This window comes from Bradyrhizobium sp. JYMT SZCCT0180 (genome assembly GCF_018130165.1).
Lineage (GTDB): Bacteria > Pseudomonadota > Alphaproteobacteria > Rhizobiales > Xanthobacteraceae > Bradyrhizobium.
The window spans coordinates 193,717-218,520 of sequence record NZ_JAFCLZ010000006.1 but is presented as its reverse complement, the minus strand read 5'-3'; the positions used below and the strand labels follow the sequence as shown (position 1 = coordinate 218,520).

Sequence of the window (24,804 nt, the reverse complement as noted above, 5' to 3'; positions counted from 1 at the left end):
TAACACTTTTAAATCACTGTGTGCCTGCCTTAATCATGAATCCGCTTGGCGACGTCGCGTTCATCTGTGATCGAGCGCACGCTTCCACGCGCCGACCCCTCTGCGATACATGACCCATGCAGCTACGTCGGACTGCCGTGATGAGTTGCACAGGTTGATCACCTTGGCGGCGATGCCTCGGCCTTATAAGGTCGCATCGCCCGCCAAGAGGCTGCGGCCAACAGCCCCCTCATCCCAAGACATCGTGCAAGAGATCGAACAGATGCCGCGAAGCCCCATGGTCGTCCGTACCGTCCCCGCATTGCGCCGCGCCCTTGATGGCCTTCGCGCCAGAAAGGCTGATATCGCGCTGGTGCCAACCATGGGAGCGCTGCATGACGGTCATGTGTCGCTGGTTCGGCTCGCCAAGCGCCGCGCACAGAAAGTCGTCGTCTCGATCTTCGTTAATCCGACCCAGTTCGCGCCAACGGAGGATTTCGGCTCCTACCCGCGCACCTGGAAGTCCGACGTCGCCAAGCTCGCGGCCGAGAAGGTCGACCTGATCTGGAACCCGGACGTCAAGGCGATGTATCCGGAGGGCTTCGCCACAAGGATCGTGCCCGAAGGTCCGGCCACCGCCGGGCTGGAAGATCGCTTCCGCCCTCATTTCTTCGGCGGCGTCGCCACCGTGGTCGGCAAGCTGTTCACCCAGTGCCGGCCGGATGTCGCGATCTTCGGCGAAAAGGACTTTCAGCAATTGCGGGTGGTGACGCAGATGGCGCGCGATCTCGATCTCGCCGTCAAGGTGATCGGATCGCGCACGGTGCGGGAACGCGACGGGCTGGCGATGTCCTCGCGCAACGTCTACCTCGCGCCCGAACAGCGCCAGGCGGCGCCCGAGCTCTACCGCGCGATGAAGCAAAGCGCGGCGCGCCTGCGCGCCGGCGAGCCTGTCGACGCCGTCATGCAGGCCGGCGCCGAGCTGATCGAGAACGCGGGTTTTGCGCTGGACTATTTCGAGGTGCGCCACGCCGAAACGCTGGCGCCGATCGCTTCGCTCAAGGACGGTCCGATGCGGATGCTGGTCGCCGCCAAGATCGGAACCACGCGGTTGATCGACAATATCGCGGTTTAGGCCGCCGAACCCCGCCCCACTTGCGCGGAGCAACCTCTGCGTGAAATATGTCCATGGGGATAGCGGGGGGACTGCCAGCATGGGTGCGCGATCGATAGCTACGGCGATATTGGGCGGACTGCTGACGATGATCGCAGCCGGTTTCGCCCAGGCTCAGGCGCCGACACCAGATCGACCGCCGGTCGGCGGCATCGGCCAACTGCCCGATGCCATGATCTTCTACGTCGCGCGCGGCACGGTCGGCGCTTGTGGGCCGGGCTGCTCGGAATGGATCGCCGCCGAAGGCACCGTGCTGTGGGATACCCACAAGCGGCTGATCAACATTCTGGACAGGACCGCCGGGCGCAAGCTGCCTGTCGTGATCCACACCCGGGGTGATTCCGATGTCATTGTCGCGATGAGTCTCGGCAGGATCCTGCGCAGCCGCGGCATCGATGCCACGATGGGGCCGACCGAGGTCGAAGCGTGCCGGGGCAAACCGGAGGCCGACTGTTTTGCGCTCAAGCGCCTCGGCGGGCCGCTCGATGCGAAGCTCAAGCTCCCCCAGGATTCCTGCGATTTTTCTTGCGTGCTGATCCTGGCCGGCGATGTCCATCGCACGCTACCGGCCGGTGCCCGGATCATGCTGACCGGTTATTACGTTTATAACCGGATGGCGCCCAACCTTTCCAAGGACGAACGCGTCGGCCTGACCACACGGTATGATGAGATGTTCCGCGTCTACATGCGCCAGATGGGCATTGAGACCGAGTTGATGGACATCGTCGACAAGACCTCTTCCGTCCGCCGCCGGATCGAACTGCCGCCGTCCGATTGGATGCGGCTGCATCTCGTCACCGCAGCGTCCCTGTGACGCGTGTCGGCGGACGGCCGAATTGATCCCGCCTCAAAGCAGCCCGAGGTCACGCAATTCGCGCCGCATCGGTTCCGGCATCGACGCCACGACCGCAGCGGACTTGCCGAGATCGGCCGGCGCGCCGTCCTCGGTCAGGTAGCGCCAGCCCTGGAACGGGCGCATCGGCCGCGGCGATACCGGTATGACCTTGGGCTGCATCACCAGGCGGCAGCGTCCGATACCGTCCTTGTCGCGGAACGGCTCGATCGCGATCAGCTTTTCGCGCGCCGCGATCTCTCCCTTGATCACCCAGTAGAGCGAACCGCCGGCAAGCAGTTCCTCGTCGCGTTTCGGTGTCATCCGGGTGACGTGGATATGGCGGAGCGGCAAACCCTTTTTCTTGGCGGTTGCCATCCGTTCGGCAACCCAGCCCTTGAGTTCTTTGACCGACTCGCAGCCAACGGCGAGCTTGATGAGATGAAGCGGCATGGATCCGGGTTTAGCGGGCTCCGCGCCGTTTGAAAACGATCATTCGTTGGCGGGCGCCGCAGCTGTGGATGACACCGTCGGTGCTCCCGGCGCCCCCGGTGCCGGCGACAGCTGGACCGGCGCGGCCGGTGTGCGTTTCGGCGCCGGCGGTTGTTTTTTGGCTGCCGCCAGCGCTGGCGAGGCTGCCGCGGTTGGTGTGGCTGGTGCCGCGGCCGTTGGGGCAGCGGCGGCTGGTGCTGCGGCCGCGGCCGGCCGCGGCGCCGCTGCGCCGTTAGCCGCAGGTGCCGACCGGATCGCCGGGGCGCTGGTGGGCTCCGGCGTCATGATGTTGACCGCCGGAGTATTGGCCGCACTCGGGAACTCGGCATTGGTCGGTTTGCCGGTGGGCACCGACGGCGGCAGCCCCGCGAGCAGCCCCGGGGATGTCGCAGCCAGGGGCGGCGCGTTCCATGACGGCGCATAGCGCGTGATCAGGCTCTCGTAGAGACGCTCATCCATATTGGCGACGACCTGGCGCTTGTCGGCCAGCGCGGCGAACGCCGCGCATGCAGCCGGCGTGCAATGGTCGCGCGCCATCAGCACATAGGCCATCAGCCCGTAGCGGTCGCGCTCGACGGCGCGGCGCAGTGCCTGCAGATCGGAACTCGTCGCTCTGTCGGCCGTGGCAGCATCGCCGAGCCCGGTCAGGCGGGTGATCTGGGACGCCGCATAGGTGACCGCGGCAGCGACCGAGTCGGCGGACCCGAACAGCGTCTTCTCGCAGGCGTTGAGGACCGCATCGCCGGCGAGATCGTCGATACAAGAGAGCTGCGGCAACGCTGCGCTGACCGAAGCCACACGGGTCCCGGCGGACGAGACGGCGCCATCCGGCCCGAAGCTGCGGATGGTCGCTGCGACAGCGACGATCGCGAGCAGCGTCATGACCGTCAGCACGCCATTGGCCACGGATTTCTCCGCGCGCAGCAGCGTGATCAGAACGATGATTCCCAAAAATCCCGCCGCGGCCAGCGTCAGCCACATCGGAAAGGTCGGTGTGCGCCAGATTTGATCCAGCGAAGCAGCCCAGTCCCAGCTCATGCGCGGTGTCCCTCACGCAGCATAACGCGATCAGTGAATGCGTGTTTGCCCGCATTCACTTCCGACAGAATGGTCCTGCGAACCGGGCCTTTTGACGGCGAGCGATAAGGAACCGCGTCAACCGCTGGTTTGCACACAGCTCTCTCAGGAGACCGCAAGCGCGGCTCGGGAGACCGCACGCGGCTCAGGAGACCGCAAGCTGGCTTTCCTTGGCTACCCGTTCGAAGGCTTCCGTCGAGCTTTTGATGCGATACTGGCAGTCGTCACCGTCGGTCGGAAGCAGCCGGATCACCTCATAGGTGCCGCTGGCGGCCGGTCGGGCAACGTTGCTGGCAGTGAAATAGACAGTCTCTCCAACGGTGAACTTGTGCTTCAACGCCCTCTCCATCACGCAAGATTGTCGGCGGCGCTTAGTTGTCCCGCTAGCGATCGGCCGACTTGAGAACCCTGCGTCAACCTAGCACACCAAAGGCCCAAAAAGCCAGCAACATCGGGACCTCACGAAAACGGATATTTTATAGATATTTCAGTACGTTAAATGCCCATTTGGGGGAATTTGCATAGCCGCTATTCCGGCCGCAAGTTCCCCTCGCCCGGGCCCCGCCACAGCCAAGGCGGTGCGGTCAGAACTGTTTGAACCGGACGAGCCGAACGCCGCCCGCCTCAGATCGCCTCCAGCCGGTCGATCAGCATGGTTTCGGCCAGCCCGTCGCGGGTCCACTCCTGGAACGCCGGCAGCGCCTCCATCGCATCGACATAGTACAGCGACCCGGCCGAGATCGGAATCGCATAGGTACGGAAGCGATGCACGACAGGTGCGAACATCGCGTCCGCGCCGGAGAAGGCGCCGAACAGGAACGGCCCCGCTTTGCCATAGCGCTGATGGCACTCGGCCCAGATCGCCTGGATCCGCGCCACATTGGCCTGCGCGTCATCCGACAGCGCAACCGCACGGATCGGGCGATGCAGGTTCATGCCGCATTCGTTGCGCAGCGCCATGAAGCCCGAATGCATCTCCGCCGAGATCGAGCGCGCATGGGCGCGGGCCGCGCGGTCTTCCGGCCACAGTTTGGTTTGCGGAAATTTTTCGGCGAGATATTCGATGATCGACAGCGAATCCCACACCGTGACGTCGCCGTCGATCAGCGCCGGCACCTTTCCCGCTTCGCTGAAGCTCAGGATGCGCGCCTTGTCGGCCGGGTTGTCCGTGTACAGGGGAATCACCACCTCCTCGAACGGAATGTTGTTGGCGCGCAGCGCCAGCCACGGCCGCATCGACCATGACGAATAGTTCTTGTTGCCGATGACGAGCTTCAACATTTGCGGGAAATCCTGTTGGGGACGCCATCATGGCATAGTGCGCCGCGCACATTCAACCTGTACATCTGGCGCGTTTTCCAGCGAAGTGGGCACCGGTTCGCGTCAAGAAAACGCGTCAAACCTAGATGCCGTGACCAAGCGACGACGACGGGGAATGCAGCATGACCGGATACTGGGTCGATATCGCGGCCATCACGTTCTTCGTCGTGGAGTGGACGGTTTATGCCTTCACCCTTGAACGTACCGCCTACGGCCGGGACAGCCTGTCCGCCCGCATGCATATCTATCGCGAGGTCTGGATACGAAACCTGCTCGATCGCGAAACCCGCATGGTCGACATGCAGATCATGGCCTCGTTGCAGAACGGCACGGCGTTTTTTGCCTCCAGCAGCCTGATCGCGATCGGCGGCGGGCTGGCGCTGCTGCGCGCCACCAATGATGCGCTGGCGGTGCTGGGCGCGCTGCCGATCGATCTCAGCCCCTCGCCCGCTTTGTGGGAAATTAAATGCGTCGGGCTGATCCTGATCTTCATCTACGCCTTCTTCAAGTTTTCCTGGTCCTATCGCCTGTTCAACTATGTCGCCATCCTGCTCGGCGCGATGCCGCCAGCCTCGGAAAAAGGCACCCCCGAGGCGGAAGCCCATGTCATCCGCACCACCCGATTGTTCGAATCCGCCGGCCAGCATTTCAATCGCGGCCAGCGCTCGTTCTTCTTTGCGCTCGGCTATCTCGGCTGGTTCGTCAGCCCATGGGTGTTGTTCGTCACGACAGCGATGGTCGTGATTGTCACCTGGCGCCGGCAGTTTGCGTCCAATGCGTGGAAGGCGATGGGGAGCTGAGGGGAACAGGAGCTCTCTCCACGTCATTGCGAGCGAAGCGAAGCAATCCATCGCGCCGCCTGCAGAGGGATGGATTGCTTCGTCGCTTCGCTCCTCGCAATGACGCTGACAGAGCGGCTCCGCCCAATACTGTCATCCCCGCGCAGGCGGGGATCCATTACGCCGCGGCTTCTCGGTTCAATCATCGTTGTCTCTGGAATACTGGGTCACCCGCCCCCCGTGCGCAATTGCGCACTCGGGCGGGTGACGACACCTGAATATGTGTTAGCGATCTCGCGACGCATTGCGCCCGAGCTATGCCAGTAATTTCCTTGCCCTCCAATCAGAGGGCGCAGGGAATGCCGGATGCGCGCTGCACCCGCGGTCTCATGTGCGATTGTGCATAAGAATGCTGCACATGAGCATACAGGGCAGCGGAGAACATCCGACATTCCCTGCGCAATGGCTTTACGGCTTATGACGCGCTCTCCCCGGTGAGACGGCCTCTATTGCCACCGTCGCCCCTCGGAAGCGTTGGCTCCCGAAAGACTTGACGCCGTTACGGGCGCCAGGACCACACGCTTTTGCCGTACGCTTCAGCCACGACCGTCCATCGCAACCTCAACGTCCACCGCAACCCGCCCCTCGTCGTGACGACGGCCGACGCCCCTCTGAGTGGGACGGGATGGCGATAGATGCGCACTGATTTGGGTCGGACGACAACAGAAATATTGTTGATTTTCAGAAACTTTTGACTTGACATGACTTCTGACAATCGGAAGTGATTTGCCCGTCGGGCCGGCGGGGTAGTCGACGGTCTACCGATAGGACCCCGATATTCGATACGATTTGAAATAAGCTTCTAAGCATCCCGAAAGGCAGGTTCGCCTATCAATCGTCAAACGCGGTAGAGCCACGAAGAAGGGTCGACGCTTGGAGCAACGGAAGAAGCGGCGGGATTTGCGGGCCAGAAAGCCCGCCGTCATCGACAGGCTCGGGCTATGGTTTTCAAAGAGCCGAGATGTTGACGGACTTTGGGTGGGGACGATGGAAAGTGAGCCCTGGCCCGGCCTAGCCCGCGTCGAGGATGCACTCCGACTGATCGAACGTCACGATTCGCTGCACTATTCCCGCGTCATCGATAACCTGGAACGAATATGGGTAAACTTACTCCCAAGCGGTCTTGCATCTTATGACCGGTCGCTGAAGGCTTGCGTGTTTGACGAGCGTTATGTCCTCCTTGAAACAACGACACCCGAACGGATCGCAACCACAATCATCCACGAAGCCACCCACGCAAGGTTAGAAGGATGGGGCATCGGCTATGATGATGAAAAGAAGCGCGCCCGAATCGAAGCGATCTGTATGCGGCGAGAACTCAACTTTGTTACCAAGTTGCCGCATGCCGAAGTCTTGCGGGAAGAGGTCGCACGGACATTGGAGTGGTACGCCGGGAACCATGACTACTTTTCCGATGCGAGCTTTGAGCAGCGCGAGGTTCAGGGACAAGTTGAAGCACTGCGCTATCTGGGAGCACCAGACTGGGTCCATCGATTTACGTTGAAGTTGCGGGCGGTGCGAATGTGGGTTCACCGTTTCGCGGGGTCGGTCGGGCGACAGACGTAGGATGGTGGAGCGGCTGGCGTGTGACGGAGCGTCGCGCCGACATTGTGGACATTCCGATCGCGGATTTTGTGTCGCTGCGGGACGCTGAGGAATGGGTCAATTGGAAACAGGGACTTCCCAGGTTGAACCCATATGCCCAATAGCGAGTCCAACGATGCGGTGATCCTCACGAAGCCAAGCCCATAGGTCTTGGGTCTGGTGGGTTTCGCGGCGCTCTACGGGCACGAAACATGCGTCGTGTGAGTGCTTGGTGCAAAACGAGGCGGAGGACGATGATGCCGAATTGGTTGGGACCCCTGCTGGCGTTGTGCGCGCTGGTGGGATTTATCGCCTTCGCCGTTCGTCAGGGGACGAAGGTGAAGCCGAATGCAGACGGCAATCCCGAGAATTCGATAGGCGGTCCTGGCGGGGATACATAGCACCACAATCGATCACGCTGTGCGCGGCCTCGCCAGAAGGCGCGCGATGGCGCGGCCGAGGTCGGGGCTGTCGAGGGGCTGCTCGAGCGAAGCCTTGGCCGCCGCGACCAGCGGTTCGGGAGCGCTGTTCTGACCGGCTTTTTCGCAACAGACATGCGCAAAGGCCGTGGTGAATTCGGGATGCGGCTGCACGGACAGCGTTACGCCGTTCGCATAGAGAAGGCCCGCGTGCGGCGTAAACTGCGAATGGAATATGGTTGTCGCCCCCGTGGGCGGCGCGATGACCTGGTCCTGATGCGAGGCGGGAATCGCTAGCCTATCGCCGTCGACCACGCCGTTGCCGGGCACGACGTCATAGACGTGGCGCCCGATGCCCCAGCCCTTTTCCGATTTGCGCACCGTTCCGCCGAGCGCCTGCGCGATCAATTGATGGCCGAAGCAGATTCCGGCCATTGGAATTCTCGCCTCATACGCCGCGCATACAAAGCGCTCGAGCGGTGCGATCCAGTCGAGATCGTCGTAGACGCCGGCTGACGATCCCGTGAGCAGAATGGCTTCGAGGCCGGCGGGATCGGGCAGCGCTTCGCCGTCGGCAAGCCGGACCGTCGCAAAGCTCGCCGACGCATCCGCCTCGCCAAGCAGCCGTTCGAACATCTGGGGGAAGGAGCCGTGCCGCGCGCGATTGGCAGGCGAGACGACGCCGGTTTCGATGATCGTGATTTTAGGCATGAAGGTTTTCCAGGGCACTTCAACATGAGGCACCACAACATAAAGAGCCCCAGCTCCTTGGGGAAAGAGCTGAGGCCCGACGCGGCTTCTTGGGGTGCGCTGCCAGATGTTTTACTGGGGGGCGATGTCCGGCAGCGTTTGAAAATGATGCCGAGACATCGGGGTTTCCGCAATGAACATCGTGGAGCGAACCTGCTTCTTTGGGGGTAGTCCGAATTGGCTTTCCCATCACACGCTTCAGCGCTTGACCAGGCACAAATAAGGTTAATGCTTAGAGTGGGTTGCCACCGGAGCCGTGCAAGGCGCCCCGGTGATAAACTCCGCGTAACCCACCGCTGTTCGTACTCGCGTCGGCGGTGGGTTACGGCTTACGCCTTCTCTTTGCGAGCTACGGCGAATAAGTCACCTGACCCACCCCACGCAGTTGCGCAGCCGCCGTCAGCCGACGACGACTTCGCTGATCTGCATGACCGGGGCGATGTCGGTGTAGTTCTTGATGTCGCCCATGATCTCCTTGGCGTGAGGCCCAAAGCCGGCCTGGAAGGCCTCGACCGAGTCGGCGAAGATGTGACACATCCCGACATAGGTTGCGGGCGCACCGGGCGCACCGCCGCCGAGGCCCTTGTCCACCGTGTAGGACTTGCAGGCATCGCCCATGCGCGCCTTGACGAGCGGCATGTGCTTGTCGCGGTAATAATCGTGGTCGAAGCGCGCCCCCGGCGTGTTTGGATACATGACGCTTACCTTGATCATGGCGTGCTCCTCGTTTGATACTCGCCGGTTGATTTCCGGCTCAGGCCCAAACTCTGCGTCAGTTTTGCCGATCCCGCAACTCCGAAACGCAAACTTGCATTGTGTCGGCCGCCAATTACCCCGGGGCGCAAATTTCGAGTATTGTGCGAGCAGCCGGAGGAACAGCGATGCAATTGCGGGTTTTTGGGCGCACGGGAATGCAGCTCTCGGTGCTGGGCTTTGGGTGCGGCGCCGTCGGCGGCGTGATGGTGCGCGGCGAACCGGCCGACCAGGAGCGCGCCGTCGCGCGCGCGATCGATGTCGGCGTGAATTATTTCGACACCGCGGTGCTGTACGGCGACGGTGAATCGGAAAAGAACCTTGGCCGTGTTCTGCAAAAGCTGAAGCCGGCGGGCGCCATCGTCGGCACCAAGGTCCGAATACCGCCCGATGCGTTCGGCCGCATTGCTGACGCCATTACCACGTCGCTCGAAGGCAGTCTGGCGCGGCTTGGTCTTGATCGCGTCGACATCTTTCACCTGCACAATCCGATTACCGTTTCCGGCGGCGGGTCGGCGCTGAGCGCGCGGCAGGTGCTGGACGAGGTGGTGCCGGCGTTCGAGCAGCTGCGTCAGCAAGGCAAGATTCGATATTTGGGGATTTCGGCGGTCGGCGACACCGCGGCGCTGCATCAGGTGATCGATGCCGGCGTCTTCGACAGCGCGCAGATCGTCTACAACATGCTCAATCCATCCGCCGCCGAAGAATTGCCGAAAAATTATCCGGCGCAGGATTATGCGCGCTTGTTTGATCGCACACGGGCGGCCGGCGTCGGCGTCGTCGGCATCCGCGTGCTGGCCGGCGGCGCCCTGTCGGGCTCGGCCGCGCGGCATCCGATCGCAAGCCCGGCGCCCGAGCCGATCGGCTCAGCCATGAGCTACGATGCCGATATCGAGCGCGCCCGCCGTCTGATGCCGCTGGTGGAGGAGGGGTTTGCTTCCAGCCTGACCGAAGCCGCGACGCGGTTTGCGCTGTCGCACCCGGCGATGGGCACCATCCTGGTCGGCATGGCGACGCCGCAGGAATTCGAGGGCGCATTCGCCGCGGTCGAGAAAGGCCCGCTGCCGCAGGCGGCGCTCGACCGGCTGTCAGCGCTGCGGCAGGCGTTCGACGGCGAGGCGCGGTGACTGGATGGTCGCCAGCGCCACCTATGCCGAATTTCTGCGCGAGCAGCTGGCACCGCTCGGCCGCGTCAGCATGCGGCGGATGTTCGGCAAGACCGGCGTGTTCTGCGACGGCGTGATGTTCGCCATGGTGACTGACAACACGCTGTATTTCCGGGTCGATGACGAGAACCGGGAGATCTTCAAGGAAGCCGAGGCGTTTCCACCGCTCAACTATGCGAAGAAGGGCGCCATGATCGACCTTTCGTTCTGGCGCGTGCCGGAGCGGCTGTTCGACGAACCCGATGAGCTGATCGTCTGGGCGCGAGCTGCGCTGGCGGCGGCGCATCGGGTTGCGGCGAAGCGGGGGCGGGACGATTCACCGCCCCGGGCTGGAAATCAGCGGCGGCGCGGTTGAACCGGCGGCGAGCGAACGTTGCACCATGACGGTGTCGGCCCAGCGGCCGTAGCGATAGGCGACGCCGGGCAGCAGGCCGGCCCGGATGAAGCCGAATTTTTCGTGCAGCGCGAGCGAGGCCGTGTTGTCGGAATCGATATAGCCGATCATCTGCCGGAACCCGGCCGCGGCGCAGACATCGATCAGCTCCCGCAACAACAGCCGTCCGACGCCGCGGCCCTGATGCTCGCGATGCACATAGATCGAATGCTTGACGGCGTAGCGATAGGCCGGCCGCTTGCGAAACAGCACGACGTAAGCGTAGCCGACCACATCGCCGGCGCAAACAGCCACCAGATGCGGCAGGCGCTGGCTGCGCAAATTCTTGCGCCGGTCGCGCAGGTCCTCCGGCTCCGGCGTGCCGCTGTCGTCGACGCCTTCCTCGATGCCGCGGCGGATATGATGCCGGTAGATCGCCAGCATCGCCTCGACATCGCCGTCGCGCGAGGCCCTGACCAGCACCGGCTGCTGGCTGGTCACGGCCGGGTCCGTTGTTTCGACGGGGCGGTTCATTCGCAGACCACATAGGTATGCAGCCGGATGCGGCCGGACGGATCGACTTCCTTGTAGACGCCCTGAATCTCGACGTCGAAGCCGGGGAAGGTGTTGAAGCAGGTTTCGAACATTTTGAGGTAGTCGATCATCGGCTGCGCCCGCTCGGTCAATCGTTCGCCGGGCACGATGGTGGCGATGCCGGGGGGATAGACCACGAACGGCGTCGTGGCAATGCGGCCGGCGATGGCGTCGATCGGCAGATAGTCGACGTCGTTGCGAACCAGATAGCGCGCGGCGTCGCGCGGCGACATGGCGATGTCAGGCAGATGCTCGGCCTGGAATTGCCTGGCCTGCAGCGTGCTGACGCCGGCGTCGCGGAAGAAGCGATGCATGTCGCCACAGAGATCGCGTAAGCGCACGCCGGCATAGCGCTTCGGCCGACGCTGGTAGAATTCCGGGATCACCTCTTCCAGCAGCGCGTTGTCGTCGTGCAGTTTCTTGAAGGCGACGAGACCCGAGATCAGCGTGCCGGCCTTGCTGGCCTCGACGCCCGGGGTGAGCAGGAACAGCAGCGAGTTGAGGTCGTTCTTTTCCGCCACGATGCGGTTCTCGCGCAAATATTGCGCGACGACGGGGGCGGGGATGCCGTGCTCGGCATAGCGGCCGGTGGCATGGTCGAAGCCGGGGGTCAGGACCGTCAGCTTGTTCGGGTCGGTCATGGCGAAGCCCGCGGTCAGCCCGGGGAATCCGTGCCAAAGCTGGTCCGGCGAAAGCTGCCAATAGGTGGGGTCGGTGACCAGGAGGTCGGTGGAGATGGTTTCCCAGGCCACATTGTGCACGGCGCCCTCGCGCGAGGCGTCCGGGATCGCGACACGGTCGGGCACGAAGGGCTCGAAGAACCAGCGGCGTTCGGGCCGCGCTTCCTTCTCCTCGAACTCGCGGCGGACCGCGCGCATCTTCTTGCGCAGTTCGATGCCGAGCCGGATCGTGTCGTCCCACAAGACCTCGCCGGAGCGGCCCTTCATCATCTGCGCGCCGACATCGAGCGAGGCGAAGATCGGATAGAACGGCGAGGTCGAGGCGTGCTGCATGAAGCTTTCGTTGAAGCGCCGGTGTTCGATGCGACGCTTCTGGCCGGTGATGTGGCGGTCCTTGATGTGGATCTGCGAGGCCTGCGAGAAGCTCGCCAGCTGCTTGTGGGTCGACTGGGTCGCGATGATGCCGGGCGCGTCGGGGCCGAGACTGGACAATCCCATCGCGAAACGTCCCGCATAGAGCGGATGAAATTTCATGAAGCCGGCCCAGGCCTCGTCGAACAGGATGTAATCGCAGAGATGGCCGATCGCTTTGAGGATCATCTCGGCACTGTGGATCGTGCCGTCATAGGTGCACTGCTCGACCACGGCGACGCGGAACGGGCGCGGCTTGCGCCAGGCTTCCGGGTCCTTGACCAACGGATGGCTGCGGATGCGTTCGCGCAAACTCGTCTCGTCAATGGCGTCCCAGCGCATCGGACCGATCAAGCCCCAGGCGTTGCGGACGGTGGGGATGTAAACCGGAATGCCGCCGGCCATCATCAGCGCGCCATGATGGGCCGCCTTGTGGTTGTTGCGGTCGAACAGCACGAGATCACCGTCGGTGACCAGCGCCCCCAGCACCACCTTGTTGGAGGTCGAGGTGCCGTTGAGCACGAAATAGGTCTTCTCGGCGCCGAAGATTTGCGCCGCTTCCTTTTGCGCCTTCAGCGCCGGGCCTTCGTGAGTAAGGAGATCGCCGAGGTCGAGCACGGAATTGTCGAGGTCGTCGCGAAAGACCGCTTCGCCGAGATGTTCGACGAACACCCGGCCGATCGGGCTGCGGCTGTAGAACACGCCGCCATTGTGGCCCGGGCAGGTCCATAGCTGGTTGCCCTCTTCGGCATAGTCGACGAGGGCGCCGAAGAACGGTGTCTTCAGGGTCTCGGCATATTGCTTCAGGCGGCTGATCAGGTTCTTGGCGATGAAGGGCGGGGTCTCCTCGGACAGGAAAACATAGCCGTCGATGAAATCCAGCACCTCGACCGGCAGGTCCTCGAACCGCTTGCGGCGGATCAAAAGGATGATCGGAAAATCGAGGCCGCGCCGCCGCATCAGATTGATCAGGGCCATGGTCTTGCCCTCGAGGCCCTTTTTGCCCCAGTCGACCACCATGCAGCCGATCGCGGCGTCGGTCTGCACCTGGATTTCCGCATCCTCGAGCTTGCGCGCCCGGACCACTTCAAAGCCGGATCTCTCGATCTCGGTGATGATCTGGTTGAAACGGAGGCCTTCCAGGTCGTCGGTATCAAAGACCGGTGCGGCGAACAGAAAGGTGAAGCGTCGGAAATAGTCCATCGGTGCCCTCGAATGTGTGTTCAGCAAGCTGTTGGCGCATTCGATGACATCTGGATGACGGTGAATTCAGGGCGGCCGCCCAAAGCCCTGCCGCTGGACGGGCTGCCCTTCAGCCCCGGTAACGCAACGCTTCCACCAGCACCGCAAACGCCGGCGATTGCTGGCGGCGGCTCGGGTAATAAAGATGATAGCCCGGAAACGGCGCGCACCAGTCGTCGAGCACGCGGACCAGCCGCCCGTCGGCAAGGTACGGCTTCACCTGGTCTTCCGGCAGATAGGCGAGGCCGTGCCCCGCCAGTACCGCGTTCGTGCGCAGCGCGATGTTGTTGAACACCAAGGGACCATCGACCCGCACCTTCAGTTCTCGGCCGCGTTTTTCGAATTCCCAGGCGTAGATCCCGCCATAGGTCGGCAGGCGGATGTTGATGCAGTCGTGGGCGGTGAGGTCCTGCGGCTTCTTCGGCACGGGCTTTCGCTCGAAATAGGCGGGCGCGCCGACCACCGCCATGCAGAAGTCCGGCCCGATCCGCACCGCGATCATGTCCTTGGCCACCTGTTCGCCGAGACGGACGCCGGCATCGTATCGTTCCGCGACGATATCGGTGAGGCCGTAGTCGATCATCAGTTCGACCTTGATATCGGGATAATTCGGCAGCAGCGTCGTTAGCGCCGGCCAAAGAATGGCCTGCGCGGCATGTTCGCCGGTTGTGATCCGGATGGTGCCGGCGGGTTTTTCCCGCAATTCGGTCAGCGCCGATAGTTCCGAGTCGATCTGTTCAAATTTGGGACCGACGGTTCGAATCAACCGCTCGCCGGCTTCGGTCGGCGCCACGCTGCGGGTGGTGCGGGTCAACAAGCGCAAGCCGAGCCGCTCTTCCAGTCCTCGAATGGTGTGACTGAGCGCCGATTGCGAAACCCCGAGCTGTGCTGCCGCCCGCGTAAAGCTGCGTTCGCGCGCCACGGCCAGGAACGCCATGAGGTCGTTGGTGTTTTTGCCGAGCATTCATGAGCCTGTTTCATAAGTCCATGCCGATTATTAGGCCTAATCCGGCGGCGTTGCACCCGTTAAATCCCTGAAGGCACGCGGTCGTGACCTGCGCGATGTCGGCTGCGCGCAACCCCGGATCATGATCGGCGTTGGTGGACGAGGCGGGCGAACGAGCGAAGCGGCAAAAAGGGATTGATGGCATGCGAAGCCCCGGTGATTTCAGATTCTCTCGGCGCGACCTGTTGGTGGTCGGCGCCGCTTCTCTCACGGCGCCGGCCCTCGGGGTGACGACGTCGACCTTTGTGGCCAAGGCCGAGATCGCCCTGAAGCCTGCGGTTTCCGGAGCCCCGGTGATGTCGAAAGTGTCCTTCAACCTGAACGGCAGGATGCGCGAGCTCGAGGTCGATACGCGGACCACGCTGCTCGATGCGTTGCGCGAGAATTTGCATTTTACCGGCACCAAGAAGGGCTGCGATCACGGCCAGTGCGGCGCATGCACGGTGATCGTCGGTGGTCGCAGGATCAATTCATGCCTGACGCTGGCGGTGATGCACGAGGGCGAGAGCGTCACCACCATCGAGGGCCTCGGCACGCCCGAGAACATGCATCCGATGCAGACGGCCTTCGTCAAGCATGACGGCTATCAATGCGGCTATTGCACGCCCGGGCAGATCTGCTCGGCGGTCGCTGTGCTCGACGAGATCAAGGCGGGTATTCCGAGCCATGTCAGCGCCGATCTGAACGCAGTCCCGCAGCTCACCAATGCCGAGTTGCGCGAGCGCATGAGCGGCAACATCTGCCGCTGCGGCGCCTATTCCAACATCGCCGAAGCCATCAGCGAAGTCGCCGGGAGACAGGCATGAGATCCTTTACCTATGAGCGCGCCAATTCGCCGGCCGAGGCCGCCGCCGCGGCTGCACGCAAGCAGGGCGCCAAATTCATCGCTGGTGGTACCAACCTGCTCGACCTGATGAAGCTCGAAATCGAGACGCCGGCGCATCTGATCGACGTCAACCGTCTCGGGCTCGACAGGATCGAGCCGACCGCCGATGGCGGACTGCGGGTGGGCGCACTGGTGCGCAACACCGATCTTGCCGCGCACGAACGGGTGCGGCGCGATTACGGCGTGCTGTCGCGCGCGCTGCTCGCCGGCGCTTCGGGCCAGTTGCGCAACAAGGCGACGACCGCGGGCAATATGCTGCAGCGGACCCGCTGCCCCTATTTCTACGACACCAACCAGCCCTGCAACAAACGCCAGCCCGGCAGCGGCTGTTCGGCGATCGGCGGCTTCAGCCGTCAGCACGCCGTGATCGGCGCCAGCGAAGCGTGCATCGCGACCCATCCGAGCGACATGGCGGTGGCCATGCGCGCGCTCGACGCCACGGTGGAAACGATTCAGCCCGATGGAGCGGCGCGGAAAATTCCGATCGCGGAATTCCACCGGCTGCCCGGCAGTACGCCCGAGGTTGAGACCTCACTGGCGCCGGGCGAACTGATCACCGCCGTGACGTTGCCGAAACCCGTTGGCGGCAAGCAGATCTATCGCAAGGTGCGTGACCGCGCGTCTTATGCGTTCGCCCTGGTCTCGGTCGCCGCCATCGTGCAGCGCGACGGAAGCGGGTGCGTCGCGCTCGGCGGCGTCGCCCACAAGCCGTGGCGCGTCGAAGCCGCCGAGGTCGAACTGCCGCGCGGCGCGAAAGCCGTGACGGCAAAACTGCTCACCGACGCCAAACCTACACATGAGAACGCCTTCAAGCTGCTGCTGGCCGAGCGGACGCTCGGCGCGGTGCTGGCAGAGGCGAGGGGATAGACCATGAAATTCGAAACCCCGGCGACCACCAACCCGATCGACCAGTTGAAGATCATCGGCAAGCCCGCGGACCGCATCGATGGTCCGTTCAAGACCACGGGCACGGCGCCCTATGCCTATGAGCGGCACGACAACATCGCGAATCCGGCCTGCGGCTATGTCGTCGGTTCGGCGATTGCCAAGGGCCGGATCGCCTCGATGGACCTGACGGCCGCCAAAACAGCATCCGGCGTGCTTGCCATCGTCACGGCCGACAATGCCGGCAAGCTCGCCAAAGGCAACTTCAACTTCGCCACGCTGCTCGGTGGCCCCGAGATCGAGCATTATCACCAGGCGATCGCGCTCGTGGTGGCGGAGACCTTCGAGCAGGCCCGCGCCGCCGCGCAACTGGTCCGCGTCGATTACGTGAAGGCTGAGGGGGCGTTCGATCTCGCAGCGGTCAAGGATTCCGGCAAGCCCGCGCGCATCACCGGCGGTCCGGCCGATACCGCGGTCGGCGATTTCGCCGGCGCGTTCGCCGTGGCACCGGTTCAGCTCGACGCAACCTACACCACGCCCGATCACGCCCATGCGATGATGGAACCGCACGCCTCGATGGCCGCCTGGGACGGCGACAAGCTGATCGTGTGGACCTCAAACCAGATGATCGACTGGAGCGTTGGCGAATTGGCCAAGACGCTCGGCATGCCCAAGGATAAAGTCCGCCTGATATCGCCCTTCATCGGCGGCGGGTTCGGCGGCAAGCTGTGGGTGCGGGCCGATGCGTTGCTCGCGGCATTGGGCGCCCGCGCGGCCGGGCGGCCGGTCAAGGTGGCGCTGACGCGCCCGATGATGTTCAACAACACCGTGCATCGGCCGGCCACGATCCAGCGCATCCGTATCGGCGCGACCAGGGATGGCAAGATCACGGCCATCGGCCATGAGGGCTGGTCCGGCAACCTGCCCGGCGGCAAGCCGGAGGCTGCGGTGCAGGCGACGCGGCTGCTCTATGCCGGCGCCAACCGCATGACGGCGACGCGGCTTGCGGTGCTCGATCTGCCGGAAGGCAATGCGATGCGCGCGCCGGGCGAGGCGCCCGGCATGATGGCGCTGGAGATCGCGATCGACGAGATGGCGGAAAAGCTCGGCCTCGATCCGATCGAGTTCCGTATCCTTAACGACACCCAGGTTGATCCCGAAAAGCCGGAGCGGGCGTATTCGCATCGGCCGCTGATCGCGTGCATGGGGCTCGGCGCCAACCGCTTCGACTGGAGCAAGCGCAATCCCGCACCCGGCCGGGTTCGTGACGGGCGATGGCTGGTCGGCATCGGCATGGCGGCTGCCTTCCGCAACAATCCGGTGATGAAATCGGCGGCGCGCGTGCGGCTCGACAACCGCGGCGTCGTTGTCGTCGAGACCGACATGACCGATATCGGCACCGGCACCTACACCATCATCGCACAGACCGCTGCCGAGATGATGGGCCTGCCGCTCGACAAGATCATCGTACGCCTCGGCGATTCGACCTTTCCGGTTTCGGCCGGATCGGGCGGGCAATGGGGCGCCAACAGCTCGACGTCCGGCGTCTATGCGGCGTGCGTCAAGCTGCGCGAGGCCGTGGCGCAGAAGCTGGGTTTCAATTCCACCGAGGTAGATTTCGCCGACGGGCAGGTCCGTTCGGGCAACCGCAGCGTGCCGCTGGCGCAGGCCGCGGGCGAGAGCGGCATCGTCGCCGAGGATGTGATGGAATTCGGCGACCTCGGCAAAAAATATCAGCAATCGACCTTCGGCGCGCATTTCGTCGAGGTTGGCGTCGATGCCGCAACCGCCGAGGTGCGGATCCGGCGCATGCTGGCGGTGTGTGCCGCGGGCCGGATCCTCAACCCCAAATCGGCGCGCAGCCAGGTGATCGGCGCGATGACGATGGGCGCCGGCGCCGCGCTGATGGAAGAACTGGCGGTTGACAAGCGCGCCGGTTTCTTCGTCAACCATGACCTCGCCGGCTACGAAGTGCCCGTGCATGCCGACATTCCGCATCAGGACGTGATCTTCCTCGACGAGACCGATCCGATGTCGTCGCCGATGAAGGCGAAGGGCGTCGGCGAACTCGGCATCTGCGGCGTCGGTGCCGCCATCGCCAACGCGATCTACAACGCGACCGGTGTGCGGGTGCGCGATTATCCGATCACGCTCGACAAGCTACTCGCCCGGCTGCCGGAAGTGGCATGAGCGACAATATTCGGCGCGATGAGCTGCTGAACAACTGGAGAAGAAGAATTGCAGAAGCGTAAACTTGGTAAGAGCGGCCTCGAAGTTTCGGCGATCGGGCTCGGCTGCATGGGACTCAGCTTCGGCTATGGCCCGGCGGTCGAAAAGCAGGCGGGAATCGCGCTGATCCGCGCCGCCGTCGAGCGTGGCGTGACGTTTTTCGACACCGCCGAAGTGTATGGGCCGTTCACGTCGGAGGAACTGGTCGGCGAGGCGCTGGCGCCGGTCCGCGACCAGGTCGTGATCGCCACCAAATTCGGTTTCGACATCGATCCGGAGACGGGCGCGCAGAGCGGTCTGAGCAGCCGGCCGGAGCACATCAAGCAAGTGGCCGAGGCTTCGCTGAAGCGGCTGAAGACCAACGTCATCGATCTGTTCTATCAGCACCGCGTCGATCCCAACGTGCCGATCGAGGATGTCGCGGGTGCGGTCAAGGATCTCATTCGCGAAGGCAAGGTCAGGCACTTTGGACTCTCCGAGGCCGCCGCGCCGACGATCCGGCGTGCCCATGCCGTGCAGCCGGTCGCAGCCCTGCAGAGCGAGTATTCGCTGTGGTGGCGCGAACCCGAAGAGGTGATCCTGCCGACGCTCGAAGAACTCGGCATCGGCTTCGTTCCCTTCAGCCCGCTCGGCAAGGGGTTCCTCACCGGCGCGATCAGCGAGACGACGACGTTCGACAAATCAGACTTCCGTAACGTGGTGCCGCGGTTCTCGCCGGAAGCGCGCAAAGCCAACCAGGCGTTGGTCGATCTGCTCGGCAATATCGCCAGGGGCAAAAAGGCGACGTCGGCGCAGATCGCGCTCGCCTGGCTGCTGGCGCAGAAGCCGTGGATCGTTCCGATCCCTGGCACCACCAAGCCGCACCGCCTGGAAGAGAACATCGGCGCGGCGGCGGTGACGCTCACTTCAGCCGATCTTGGCAAGATCGAGCGTGCGATCTCTGCCGTCGCGGTGCAGGGCGCGCGGTACCCGGAACATCTGCAGCAGCTGGTAGGCCGCTAAGCGGGCGCGGTTGCGCGGATCGAAACGGGCGTGGCGCCGCGGGCCGAGTTCCCGCGGCCGCAACCTCTCCATGGTACTGCCTTGCTTTGGTCAAACCGGAATGAGGTAAGGGAACGGACGTGTTGGGGAAGTCCGGGGCTGGAAGTCGTCGATCTCACGCAAATCCGCCGGCACCCTTGGGCAAAGTCTCGAGGCAAAGTCTTGGGGCGGATCGAGTACGGAGCGCCGATGCAATTGATGCAGAAACCGAAGCCAACCGATGATCCGCACGATATCCTCGTGGTCGCACCTGATTCCGTCAGGGTCACACCTGATCCCGTCAGGGTCACACCTGATCCCGTCAAGGTAGCGCCAGCGGAGGAAGAGTTTTCCAGCCCGGCGCCGGATGCCGTACGCGCGCCTTCGGGCCCGCATCCTCACATCGAACCGGTATTCCAGGGCGGAGCAGCGGTGCCGCCGGTCAACGCCGCGTTTCGCGCAACCGCCGTGGATGAAATCACGTTTCGCGCCGCCGCCGTCGAAGATGCCCTGATCAAGAGCCGCCGCCGGCCGAGGTCGTCGATAGCGAGGCGCGCGATGCGTGCCGTCACGGCGTTGCTGCTGGCGGGCTGTATCGGCGGCGCCGCCATGGCCTGGCATTACCATGCCGAGGCGGCCCAACGGATAATCGCGGAATGGACGCCGCTGTTTACGCAGAAATCATCGCAGGCGCCGGAAAAAACCGGCCTCACCGCGCAGCCAGTTCTGGCTGCTGCTGATGTCGACACGTCGAATACTTCACCGGCACAACCGGCGCCCCAGGCGCCAGCTGCAGCGCAAGCTGCTGCTGCGCCGGCTGCAGCGGAGGTCGCTGCGACAGCGGCGCCAGCCGCTGCAGCCCCGCCGGCCGCCGCCGCGCCTGATCAGTCGCAATCGCTCGAGACGATGGCGCGCGATCTGGCCAGTGCAAGCCGGGAGATCGAACAGCTCAAGGCCAGCATCGAGCAGCTCAAGGCCAGCCAGCAGCAGCTCGTCGCGATGGTTTCGGAGAAATCTGCCGCGCAAAATGTGCAAGCCAAAAAGCCGCCGGCGCCGCCGCGGCCAGTCGCCGCGATAGCGCCACCAAGGACGCCGGCTCCGCCGCCCGTGCCGCCGCGGCCGGTCCGGCAGCAGGCCATGCCGTCGGCCGCTGCCGCGCCGTTGTCAGCGACTTCGGCACCCTACGTGCCGCGACAGCTTGAGGCGCAATCACCAACCAGCGCTGAAACGCTGAGCGATCCGGAGCTGGCGTCGGTGCCGAGGCCGCCGATGCCGCTGCGTTAAGACCGCATCCGCAGCCTAAGCTCGGAGGTCTCGAAAGGCGTCGTCGAGCCGATCAAGCGCCTCGGTGAGAATCGGACGCGGCGTGGCGAAGTTGAAGCGCAGCCAGGTTTCACCGCCGGGCCCAAACTGCTCGCCGGGGCTGGCAAAAATGCGTGCCCGGTCCTTGACCCGCGCGGCAACGTCCGCAGCCGCTAGTCCCGTTCCGGAGAAATCGACCCAGGCGAGATAGGTCGCATCGAGCCGCATCGAACGTGCGCCGGGCGCGGCTTTTTCTATTCGTGTGGTGAGCGTATCGCGATTGCCGGCGAGATAGGGCAGCAGCGCATCGAGCCAGGCCTCGCCGGTTCGCCAGGCCGCCTCGGTCGCGATCATGCCGAAGGCGTTGTAGGAGGCGAGCCCGCTTGCCGCGATCCGCGCGTCGATCCGCTGCTTCAAAACCGGGTTCGACGTGACGCAGGCGCCGACATGGGCGCCGGCGAGATTGAAGGTCTTGGTCGCGGCAAGGCAGGTGATCAGGCGATCGGCGATCTCGGGGGCGGCTGACAGCGTCGGCGTGTGTTTGACGCCGCCCAGCAACAGGTCGCAATGGATCTCGTCGGAAACCAGAATCAGATTGCGTTCGGCGCAGAAGGCGGCGAGGGCACGGATCTCCTCCGATGACCACACGGTGCCGCCCGGATTGTGCGGGCTGCAGAAGAAGACAATTTTGGTTCGCGGCGTGAGTTGTTTTCCCAGCGCATCGAGGTCCATCTCGTAGCGGCCCTGACGCAGGACCAGCTGCGCATCGAGGATGCGTCGCTCATTGGCGAGAATGATCTTGCGGAAGGCATGATAGGCCGGTGGAAACAGCACGACCTCATCGCCCACTTCGGTGACAGCCTGCAGGATCAGACCGAGGCCCGAGACGACGCCGGGCGTCGGGCTGACCCAGGCCGGGTCGATCGCGAGATCATGCCGGCGCGCCATCCATTCGGCGAGCGCTGCCGCCCAGCTGCCGGTGTCGGCATAATAACCATGGACGCCGCGGATAACGAGCGTGGACAGTGCTTCCGTGACGCCGGGAGGCGCCGCAAAATCCATGTCGGCGACCCACATCGGAATTCCGTCCGCTGCCGTGATCCCCGAATTCTTGGCCATCATGTCCCATTTCGACGCGTGCGTGCCGCGGCGATTAATAACGCGATCGAAATCAGACATCGGGACTGTGGCTCCTGCGTTGGTAGCTCTTGCGGCGCCTGATGCGCCTGGTTGGATGGTGGGATGGCCTATGCCAGCAACACCGCATCGGCGCCGTTGACGGCGTCGGCGCTGTCGATGACGGTCTTTTCCAGCGAGGTGGCCTGCACCGAAATGTTTTCGGCAAAGAACCTCGCCAGCGTGACGTAGCGCTGCGGATCGCCGCTCTCGCCATTGCTCTTGGCGGCGAGCGCCTCGCCGGCCAGCATGCAGCCGCCGAGCGTCGAGCCGAACAGCCGCAAATAGGGTGTCGCACCCGCGAGCGCGTCGTTCGGCGCGGAGGCGACCTTCCCCAGCAGCCATTTGCTGGAGCGCTCCAGCGAGCCGAGCGCGTCGCGCAGTTTTGCGCCCGTGGTGCCGAAGGCCGGATCGTTCGAAAGCTCGACCTGCTTGACGATGCCGGAGAGCTCGTCGATCAGGGCCCAGACCGACGCGCCGCCATTGGCGGCGAGTTTTCGCGTCACGAGGTCGATCGACTGGATGCCGTTGGTGCCCTCATAGATCGAGGTGATGCGCGCGTCGCGATAGTGCTGGGCGGCGCCGGTCTCCTCGATGAAGCCCATGCCGCCGTGAACCTGCACGCCGAGATAGGCCACCTCATTGCCGATATCGGTGGAGAAGGCTTTTGCAATCGGCGTCAGCAGCGCGCCGCGGGCGGCGGCGTCGCTGCGCACCTTGGCGTCCTTGGCGCGCACTGAGACATCGAGCGCCACCGCGGTGGCGTAGCAAATGGTGCGCGCGGCGGCCGTCATGGCGCGCATTTGCAGCAACATGCGCTTGACGTCGGGATGCACAATAATCGCGTCCATCCCGTCGCCCTTGGCGCCGACGGCACGGCCCTGGCGACGCTCCTGCGCATAGGCCAGCGCCTGCTGATAGGCGCGGTCAGCGATGCCGACGCCCTCGAGGCCGACGCCGAGGCGGGCCTGGTTCATCATCGTGAACATGCAGAGCATGCCGCGGTTTTCTTCGCCGATCAAATAACCGATCGCGCCGCCCTTATCGCCCATCGTCATGGTGCAGGTTGGCGAAGCATGCATGCCGAGCTTGTGCTCGACGCCGCTCGGGTAGATGTCGTTCTGCGCGCCGAGCGAGCCGTCGGCATTGACGAGGAATTTTGGAATAAGAAAGAGAGAGATGCCTTTGGTGCCTGCGGGGGCATCGGGCAAACGTGCCAGCACGAAATGCACGATGTTATCGGTCATGTCGTGGTCACCATAGGTGATGAAGATCTTTGTGCCTTTGATGCGATAGCTGCCGTCTGGTGCGCGCTCGGCGCGGGTGCGCAGCGCGCCGACGTCGGAGCCCGCTTGGGGTTCGGTGAGCTGCATGGTGCCGGTCCATTCACCCGACACCAGTTTTTCCAGATAGATCTTTTTCAGCTCCTCGCTGCCATGGGCGTCGAGCGCCTCGATCGCCGAGAGCGTCAGCAGCGGGCAGAGGCCGAAGGCGATGTTCGACGCGCTCCAGATTTCGGTGCAGGCGGCGTTGATCGCCATCGGCAGGCCCTGGCCGCCGAAATCTTCCGGGCCCGACACCGCGTTCCATCCGCCCGCGATCCAGCGCTGGTACGCATCCGGCCAGCCGGGCGCGGTCGTCACCTTGTTGTCGGCGAGCTTGATGCCGTGTTCGTCGCCCACCGTGTTCAGGGGCGCCAGCACGTCGGAAGCGAATTTGCCGGCTTCCTCCAGCACGGCCGCGGTAATATCGCCGTCGAAATCGCCGTAGTGACCGGCCTGCACGGCGGCCTTGAGGCCGGCGCCATGGTTGAGGGCAAGCAGGATGTCGTTGATCGGCGCGCGGTAGGTCATGTCGGTTACTCGCCTCAGTCGGGAAAGCGGGGGGCCGTCTTCCCACGAAACCGGCCTTCTCTCAACTCTCCGATGGGCGGGAGGGGCGGCGGGGCGAGGCCGGGCGGTTTGAGGCCATCGCGAGCCCGGGGCGTCCACATCGGACGAACCCTCAGGCCTATTATAGAGAGTCGTGTTTCCGGAGCCGATTTTGGCCGGAATCCAAAGCCTATCCTTCTGTTTGAGCGTGATCTTTCCGGAAAACTGGCGCCCAACCCGCATCCCGTGCCGGGCATGCCCTTTCGGATCATGCTCTAGCCGGTTGAAATGGCTCACCTCTCCCTATAGACCCACGTTGCCGGAGGGAATCCGCCGCAGGTTTCCTGCCGTGTTCCCGGCCTGTTGGGGCGTAGCCAAGCGGTAAGGCAGCGGATTTTGATTCCGCCATTCGGAGGTTCGATCCCTCCCGCCCCAGCCAAGCAGTCACTCAACCTGAGAGAGTGTTCCATTTTTGGTTGAAAGTGCCGCAATTAATAGGGTTTTCGTGCAGTTGTCTAAAGTCTCTGGTCTTCAGAAAGCGGCAACCCTGGCGAGAATTTGCCGAAAGTCTCCAGCCCAAACCGCAGAAATTACCGTTTTCGTGGAGACGATTGGCGGAGACAGGTTCGAGCACCACTGAGTGGTAGGGTTGGCAGGTGCAGCACAGCTTTTGGCAAATCCAAAGCAGTCTCCGCAACTGTTAGGACACAAATTTCCCGGAACTATCGTCGCCATGAGCGCGTG

The 24,804-nt window shown here is 63.8% G+C and carries 22 protein-coding genes and 1 tRNA gene; 12 read left to right on the top strand and 11 right to left on the bottom strand.

Features of this window, described 5'->3' with window-relative positions; translation table 11 throughout:
* The first annotated feature begins 262 nt into the window (after positions 1–262).
* Positions 263–1,114, top strand: a complete 852-nt coding sequence (gene panC, locus JQ641_RS11105; protein WP_211995996.1) for a pantoate--beta-alanine ligase — start codon at positions 263–265, stop codon at positions 1,112–1,114.
* 79 nt (positions 1,115–1,193) lie between these two features.
* Positions 1,194–1,967: a hypothetical protein gene (locus JQ641_RS11100; RefSeq protein ID WP_211995995.1), complete on the top strand. Its 774-nt coding sequence runs from the start codon at positions 1,194–1,196 to the stop codon at positions 1,965–1,967.
* A gap of 33 nt (positions 1,968–2,000) precedes the next feature.
* On the opposite strand, the gene JQ641_RS11095 is transcribed toward JQ641_RS11100, so the two are convergent.
* From JQ641_RS11095 to JQ641_RS11080, 4 genes are all read right to left on the bottom strand, one after another.
* Positions 2,001–2,438 carry a DUF1489 family protein gene (locus tag JQ641_RS11095; protein ID WP_211995994.1) on the bottom strand — a complete coding sequence of 146 codons (438 nt, stop codon included), beginning with the start codon at positions 2,436–2,438 and terminating at the stop codon, positions 2,001–2,003.
* Between the two features lie 39 nt (positions 2,439–2,477).
* Positions 2,478–3,515 carry a hypothetical protein gene (locus JQ641_RS11090; protein WP_211995993.1) on the bottom strand — a complete coding sequence of 346 codons (1,038 nt, stop codon included), beginning with the start codon at positions 3,513–3,515 and terminating at the stop codon, positions 2,478–2,480.
* A 184-nt stretch (positions 3,516–3,699) separates the two neighbouring features.
* Positions 3,700–3,903 (bottom strand): hypothetical protein, encoded by a 204-nt coding sequence (locus tag JQ641_RS11085; protein WP_192733742.1) that lies wholly within the window; start codon positions 3,901–3,903, stop codon positions 3,700–3,702.
* Between the two features lie 275 nt (positions 3,904–4,178).
* The gene (locus JQ641_RS11080; RefSeq protein WP_211995992.1) at positions 4,179–4,835 is read right to left on the bottom strand and encodes a glutathione S-transferase family protein; all 657 of its coding nucleotides are present in this window, start codon (positions 4,833–4,835) and stop codon (positions 4,179–4,181) included.
* A 161-nt stretch (positions 4,836–4,996) separates the two neighbouring features.
* On the opposite strand from JQ641_RS11080, the gene JQ641_RS11075 reads away from it, so the two are divergent.
* Entirely contained in the window at positions 4,997–5,674 is a 678-nt protein-coding gene (locus JQ641_RS11075) for a DUF599 domain-containing protein (RefSeq protein ID WP_211995991.1), read from the top strand.
* 912 nt (positions 5,675–6,586) lie between these two features.
* Positions 6,587–7,279 carry a hypothetical protein gene (locus JQ641_RS11070; RefSeq protein WP_211995990.1) on the top strand — a complete coding sequence of 231 codons (693 nt, stop codon included), beginning with the start codon at positions 6,587–6,589 and terminating at the stop codon, positions 7,277–7,279.
* Positions 7,280–7,710: 431 nt separating this feature from the next.
* Here JQ641_RS11070 and JQ641_RS11065 read toward each other — a convergent pair whose 3' ends face one another.
* Both JQ641_RS11065 and JQ641_RS11060 read right to left on the bottom strand, forming a co-directional pair.
* Positions 7,711–8,427, bottom strand: coding sequence for a type 1 glutamine amidotransferase (locus JQ641_RS11065; protein ID WP_211995989.1), 717 nt, complete (start codon positions 8,425–8,427; stop codon positions 7,711–7,713).
* 438 nt (positions 8,428–8,865) lie between these two features.
* Positions 8,866–9,180 carry an EthD family reductase gene (locus JQ641_RS11060; protein ID WP_192735105.1) on the bottom strand — a complete coding sequence of 105 codons (315 nt, stop codon included), beginning with the start codon at positions 9,178–9,180 and terminating at the stop codon, positions 8,866–8,868.
* A gap of 167 nt (positions 9,181–9,347) precedes the next feature.
* On the opposite strand from JQ641_RS11060, the gene JQ641_RS11055 reads away from it, so the two are divergent.
* Both JQ641_RS11055 and JQ641_RS11050 read left to right on the top strand, forming a co-directional pair.
* Positions 9,348–10,346 (top strand): aldo/keto reductase, encoded by a 999-nt coding sequence (locus JQ641_RS11055; protein ID WP_211995988.1) that lies wholly within the window; start codon positions 9,348–9,350, stop codon positions 10,344–10,346.
* Positions 10,347–10,350: 4 nt separating this feature from the next.
* Complete coding sequence (locus JQ641_RS11050) at positions 10,351–10,740, top strand: TfoX/Sxy family protein (RefSeq protein WP_211995987.1); 390 nt, start codon at positions 10,351–10,353, stop codon at positions 10,738–10,740.
* Here JQ641_RS11050 and JQ641_RS11045 read toward each other — a convergent pair.
* The 3 genes from JQ641_RS11045 to JQ641_RS11035 all read right to left on the bottom strand — a co-directional run bounded on the left by JQ641_RS11045 (position 10,702) and on the right by JQ641_RS11035 (position 14,649).
* Positions 10,702–11,292, bottom strand: coding sequence for a GNAT family N-acetyltransferase (locus JQ641_RS11045; protein WP_211995986.1), 591 nt, complete (start codon positions 11,290–11,292; stop codon positions 10,702–10,704). The genes JQ641_RS11050 and JQ641_RS11045 overlap by 39 nt on opposite strands.
* Positions 11,289–13,646 (bottom strand): Orn/Lys/Arg family decarboxylase, encoded by a 2,358-nt coding sequence (locus tag JQ641_RS11040; protein WP_211995985.1) that lies wholly within the window; start codon positions 13,644–13,646, stop codon positions 11,289–11,291. Before JQ641_RS11040 ends, JQ641_RS11045 begins: the two co-directional genes overlap by 4 nt.
* Before the next feature lie 109 nt (positions 13,647–13,755).
* Complete coding sequence (locus tag JQ641_RS11035; protein ID WP_211995984.1) at positions 13,756–14,649, bottom strand: LysR family transcriptional regulator; 894 nt, start codon at positions 14,647–14,649, stop codon at positions 13,756–13,758.
* 185 nt (positions 14,650–14,834) lie between these two features.
* Between JQ641_RS11035 and paoA the strand changes: the two genes are divergently transcribed.
* The 5 genes from paoA to JQ641_RS11010 all read left to right on the top strand — a co-directional run bounded on the left by paoA (position 14,835) and on the right by JQ641_RS11010 (position 20,995).
* Positions 14,835–15,497, top strand: coding sequence for an aldehyde dehydrogenase iron-sulfur subunit PaoA (gene paoA, locus JQ641_RS11030; RefSeq protein WP_211995983.1), 663 nt, complete (start codon positions 14,835–14,837; stop codon positions 15,495–15,497).
* Positions 15,494–16,444 carry an FAD binding domain-containing protein gene (locus tag JQ641_RS11025; RefSeq protein WP_211995982.1) on the top strand — a complete coding sequence of 317 codons (951 nt, stop codon included), beginning with the start codon at positions 15,494–15,496 and terminating at the stop codon, positions 16,442–16,444. Before paoA ends, JQ641_RS11025 begins: the two co-directional genes overlap by 4 nt.
* A gap of 3 nt (positions 16,445–16,447) precedes the next feature.
* A complete protein-coding gene (gene paoC / locus JQ641_RS11020) occupies positions 16,448–18,652 on the top strand; it encodes an aldehyde oxidoreductase molybdenum-binding subunit PaoC (RefSeq protein WP_211995981.1) in 2,205 nt (734 codons plus the stop codon).
* Positions 18,653–18,700: 48 nt separating this feature from the next.
* The gene (locus JQ641_RS11015) at positions 18,701–19,693 is read left to right on the top strand and encodes an aldo/keto reductase (RefSeq protein WP_211995980.1); all 993 of its coding nucleotides are present in this window, start codon (positions 18,701–18,703) and stop codon (positions 19,691–19,693) included.
* Between the two features lie 228 nt (positions 19,694–19,921).
* On the top strand, positions 19,922–20,995 hold the full coding sequence (locus JQ641_RS11010) for a hypothetical protein (protein WP_211995979.1): 1,074 nt from the start codon (positions 19,922–19,924) through the stop codon (positions 20,993–20,995).
* 15 nt (positions 20,996–21,010) lie between these two features.
* On the opposite strand, the gene JQ641_RS11005 is transcribed toward JQ641_RS11010, so the two are convergent.
* Positions 21,011–22,192: a MalY/PatB family protein gene (locus JQ641_RS11005; RefSeq protein WP_211995978.1), complete on the bottom strand. Its 1,182-nt coding sequence runs from the start codon at positions 22,190–22,192 to the stop codon at positions 21,011–21,013.
* Positions 22,193–22,260: 68 nt separating this feature from the next.
* The gene (locus tag JQ641_RS11000; protein ID WP_211995977.1) at positions 22,261–24,042 is read right to left on the bottom strand and encodes an acyl-CoA dehydrogenase family protein; all 1,782 of its coding nucleotides are present in this window, start codon (positions 24,040–24,042) and stop codon (positions 22,261–22,263) included.
* A gap of 382 nt (positions 24,043–24,424) precedes the next feature.
* Between JQ641_RS11000 and JQ641_RS10995 the strand changes: the two genes are divergently transcribed.
* Positions 24,425–24,499 (top strand) — tRNA-Gln (locus tag JQ641_RS10995).
* Positions 24,500–24,804 lie beyond the last annotated feature (305 nt).

Coding starts and splice junctions, on each gene's coding strand:
- panC (WP_211995996.1), top strand. CDS start 263: ATGCCGCGAAGCCCCATGGTCGTCCGTACCGTCCCCGCATTGCGCCGC.
- JQ641_RS11100 (WP_211995995.1), top strand. CDS start 1,194: ATGGGTGCGCGATCGATAGCTACGGCGATATTGGGCGGACTGCTGACG.
- JQ641_RS11095 (WP_211995994.1), bottom strand. CDS start 2,438: ATGCCGCTTCATCTCATCAAGCTCGCCGTTGGCTGCGAGTCGGTCAAA.
- JQ641_RS11090 (WP_211995993.1), bottom strand. CDS start 3,515: ATGAGCTGGGACTGGGCTGCTTCGCTGGATCAAATCTGGCGCACACCG.
- JQ641_RS11085 (WP_192733742.1), bottom strand. CDS start 3,903: ATGGAGAGGGCGTTGAAGCACAAGTTCACCGTTGGAGAGACTGTCTAT.
- JQ641_RS11080 (WP_211995992.1), bottom strand. CDS start 4,835: ATGTTGAAGCTCGTCATCGGCAACAAGAACTATTCGTCATGGTCGATG.
- JQ641_RS11075 (WP_211995991.1), top strand. CDS start 4,997: ATGACCGGATACTGGGTCGATATCGCGGCCATCACGTTCTTCGTCGTG.
- JQ641_RS11065 (WP_211995989.1), bottom strand. CDS start 8,427: ATGCCTAAAATCACGATCATCGAAACCGGCGTCGTCTCGCCTGCCAAT.
- JQ641_RS11060 (WP_192735105.1), bottom strand. CDS start 9,180: ATGATCAAGGTAAGCGTCATGTATCCAAACACGCCGGGGGCGCGCTTC.
- JQ641_RS11055 (WP_211995988.1), top strand. CDS start 9,348: ATGCAATTGCGGGTTTTTGGGCGCACGGGAATGCAGCTCTCGGTGCTG.
- JQ641_RS11050 (WP_211995987.1), top strand. CDS start 10,351: ATGGTCGCCAGCGCCACCTATGCCGAATTTCTGCGCGAGCAGCTGGCA.
- JQ641_RS11045 (WP_211995986.1), bottom strand. CDS start 11,292: ATGAACCGCCCCGTCGAAACAACGGACCCGGCCGTGACCAGCCAGCAG.
- JQ641_RS11040 (WP_211995985.1), bottom strand. CDS start 13,646: ATGGACTATTTCCGACGCTTCACCTTTCTGTTCGCCGCACCGGTCTTT.
- JQ641_RS11035 (WP_211995984.1), bottom strand. CDS start 14,649: ATGCTCGGCAAAAACACCAACGACCTCATGGCGTTCCTGGCCGTGGCG.
- paoA (WP_211995983.1), top strand. CDS start 14,835: ATGCGAAGCCCCGGTGATTTCAGATTCTCTCGGCGCGACCTGTTGGTG.
- JQ641_RS11025 (WP_211995982.1), top strand. CDS start 15,494: ATGAGATCCTTTACCTATGAGCGCGCCAATTCGCCGGCCGAGGCCGCC.
- paoC (WP_211995981.1), top strand. CDS start 16,448: ATGAAATTCGAAACCCCGGCGACCACCAACCCGATCGACCAGTTGAAG.
- JQ641_RS11010 (WP_211995979.1), top strand. CDS start 19,922: ATGCAATTGATGCAGAAACCGAAGCCAACCGATGATCCGCACGATATC.
- JQ641_RS11005 (WP_211995978.1), bottom strand. CDS start 22,192: ATGTCTGATTTCGATCGCGTTATTAATCGCCGCGGCACGCACGCGTCG.
- JQ641_RS11000 (WP_211995977.1), bottom strand. CDS start 24,042: ATGACCTACCGCGCGCCGATCAACGACATCCTGCTTGCCCTCAACCAT.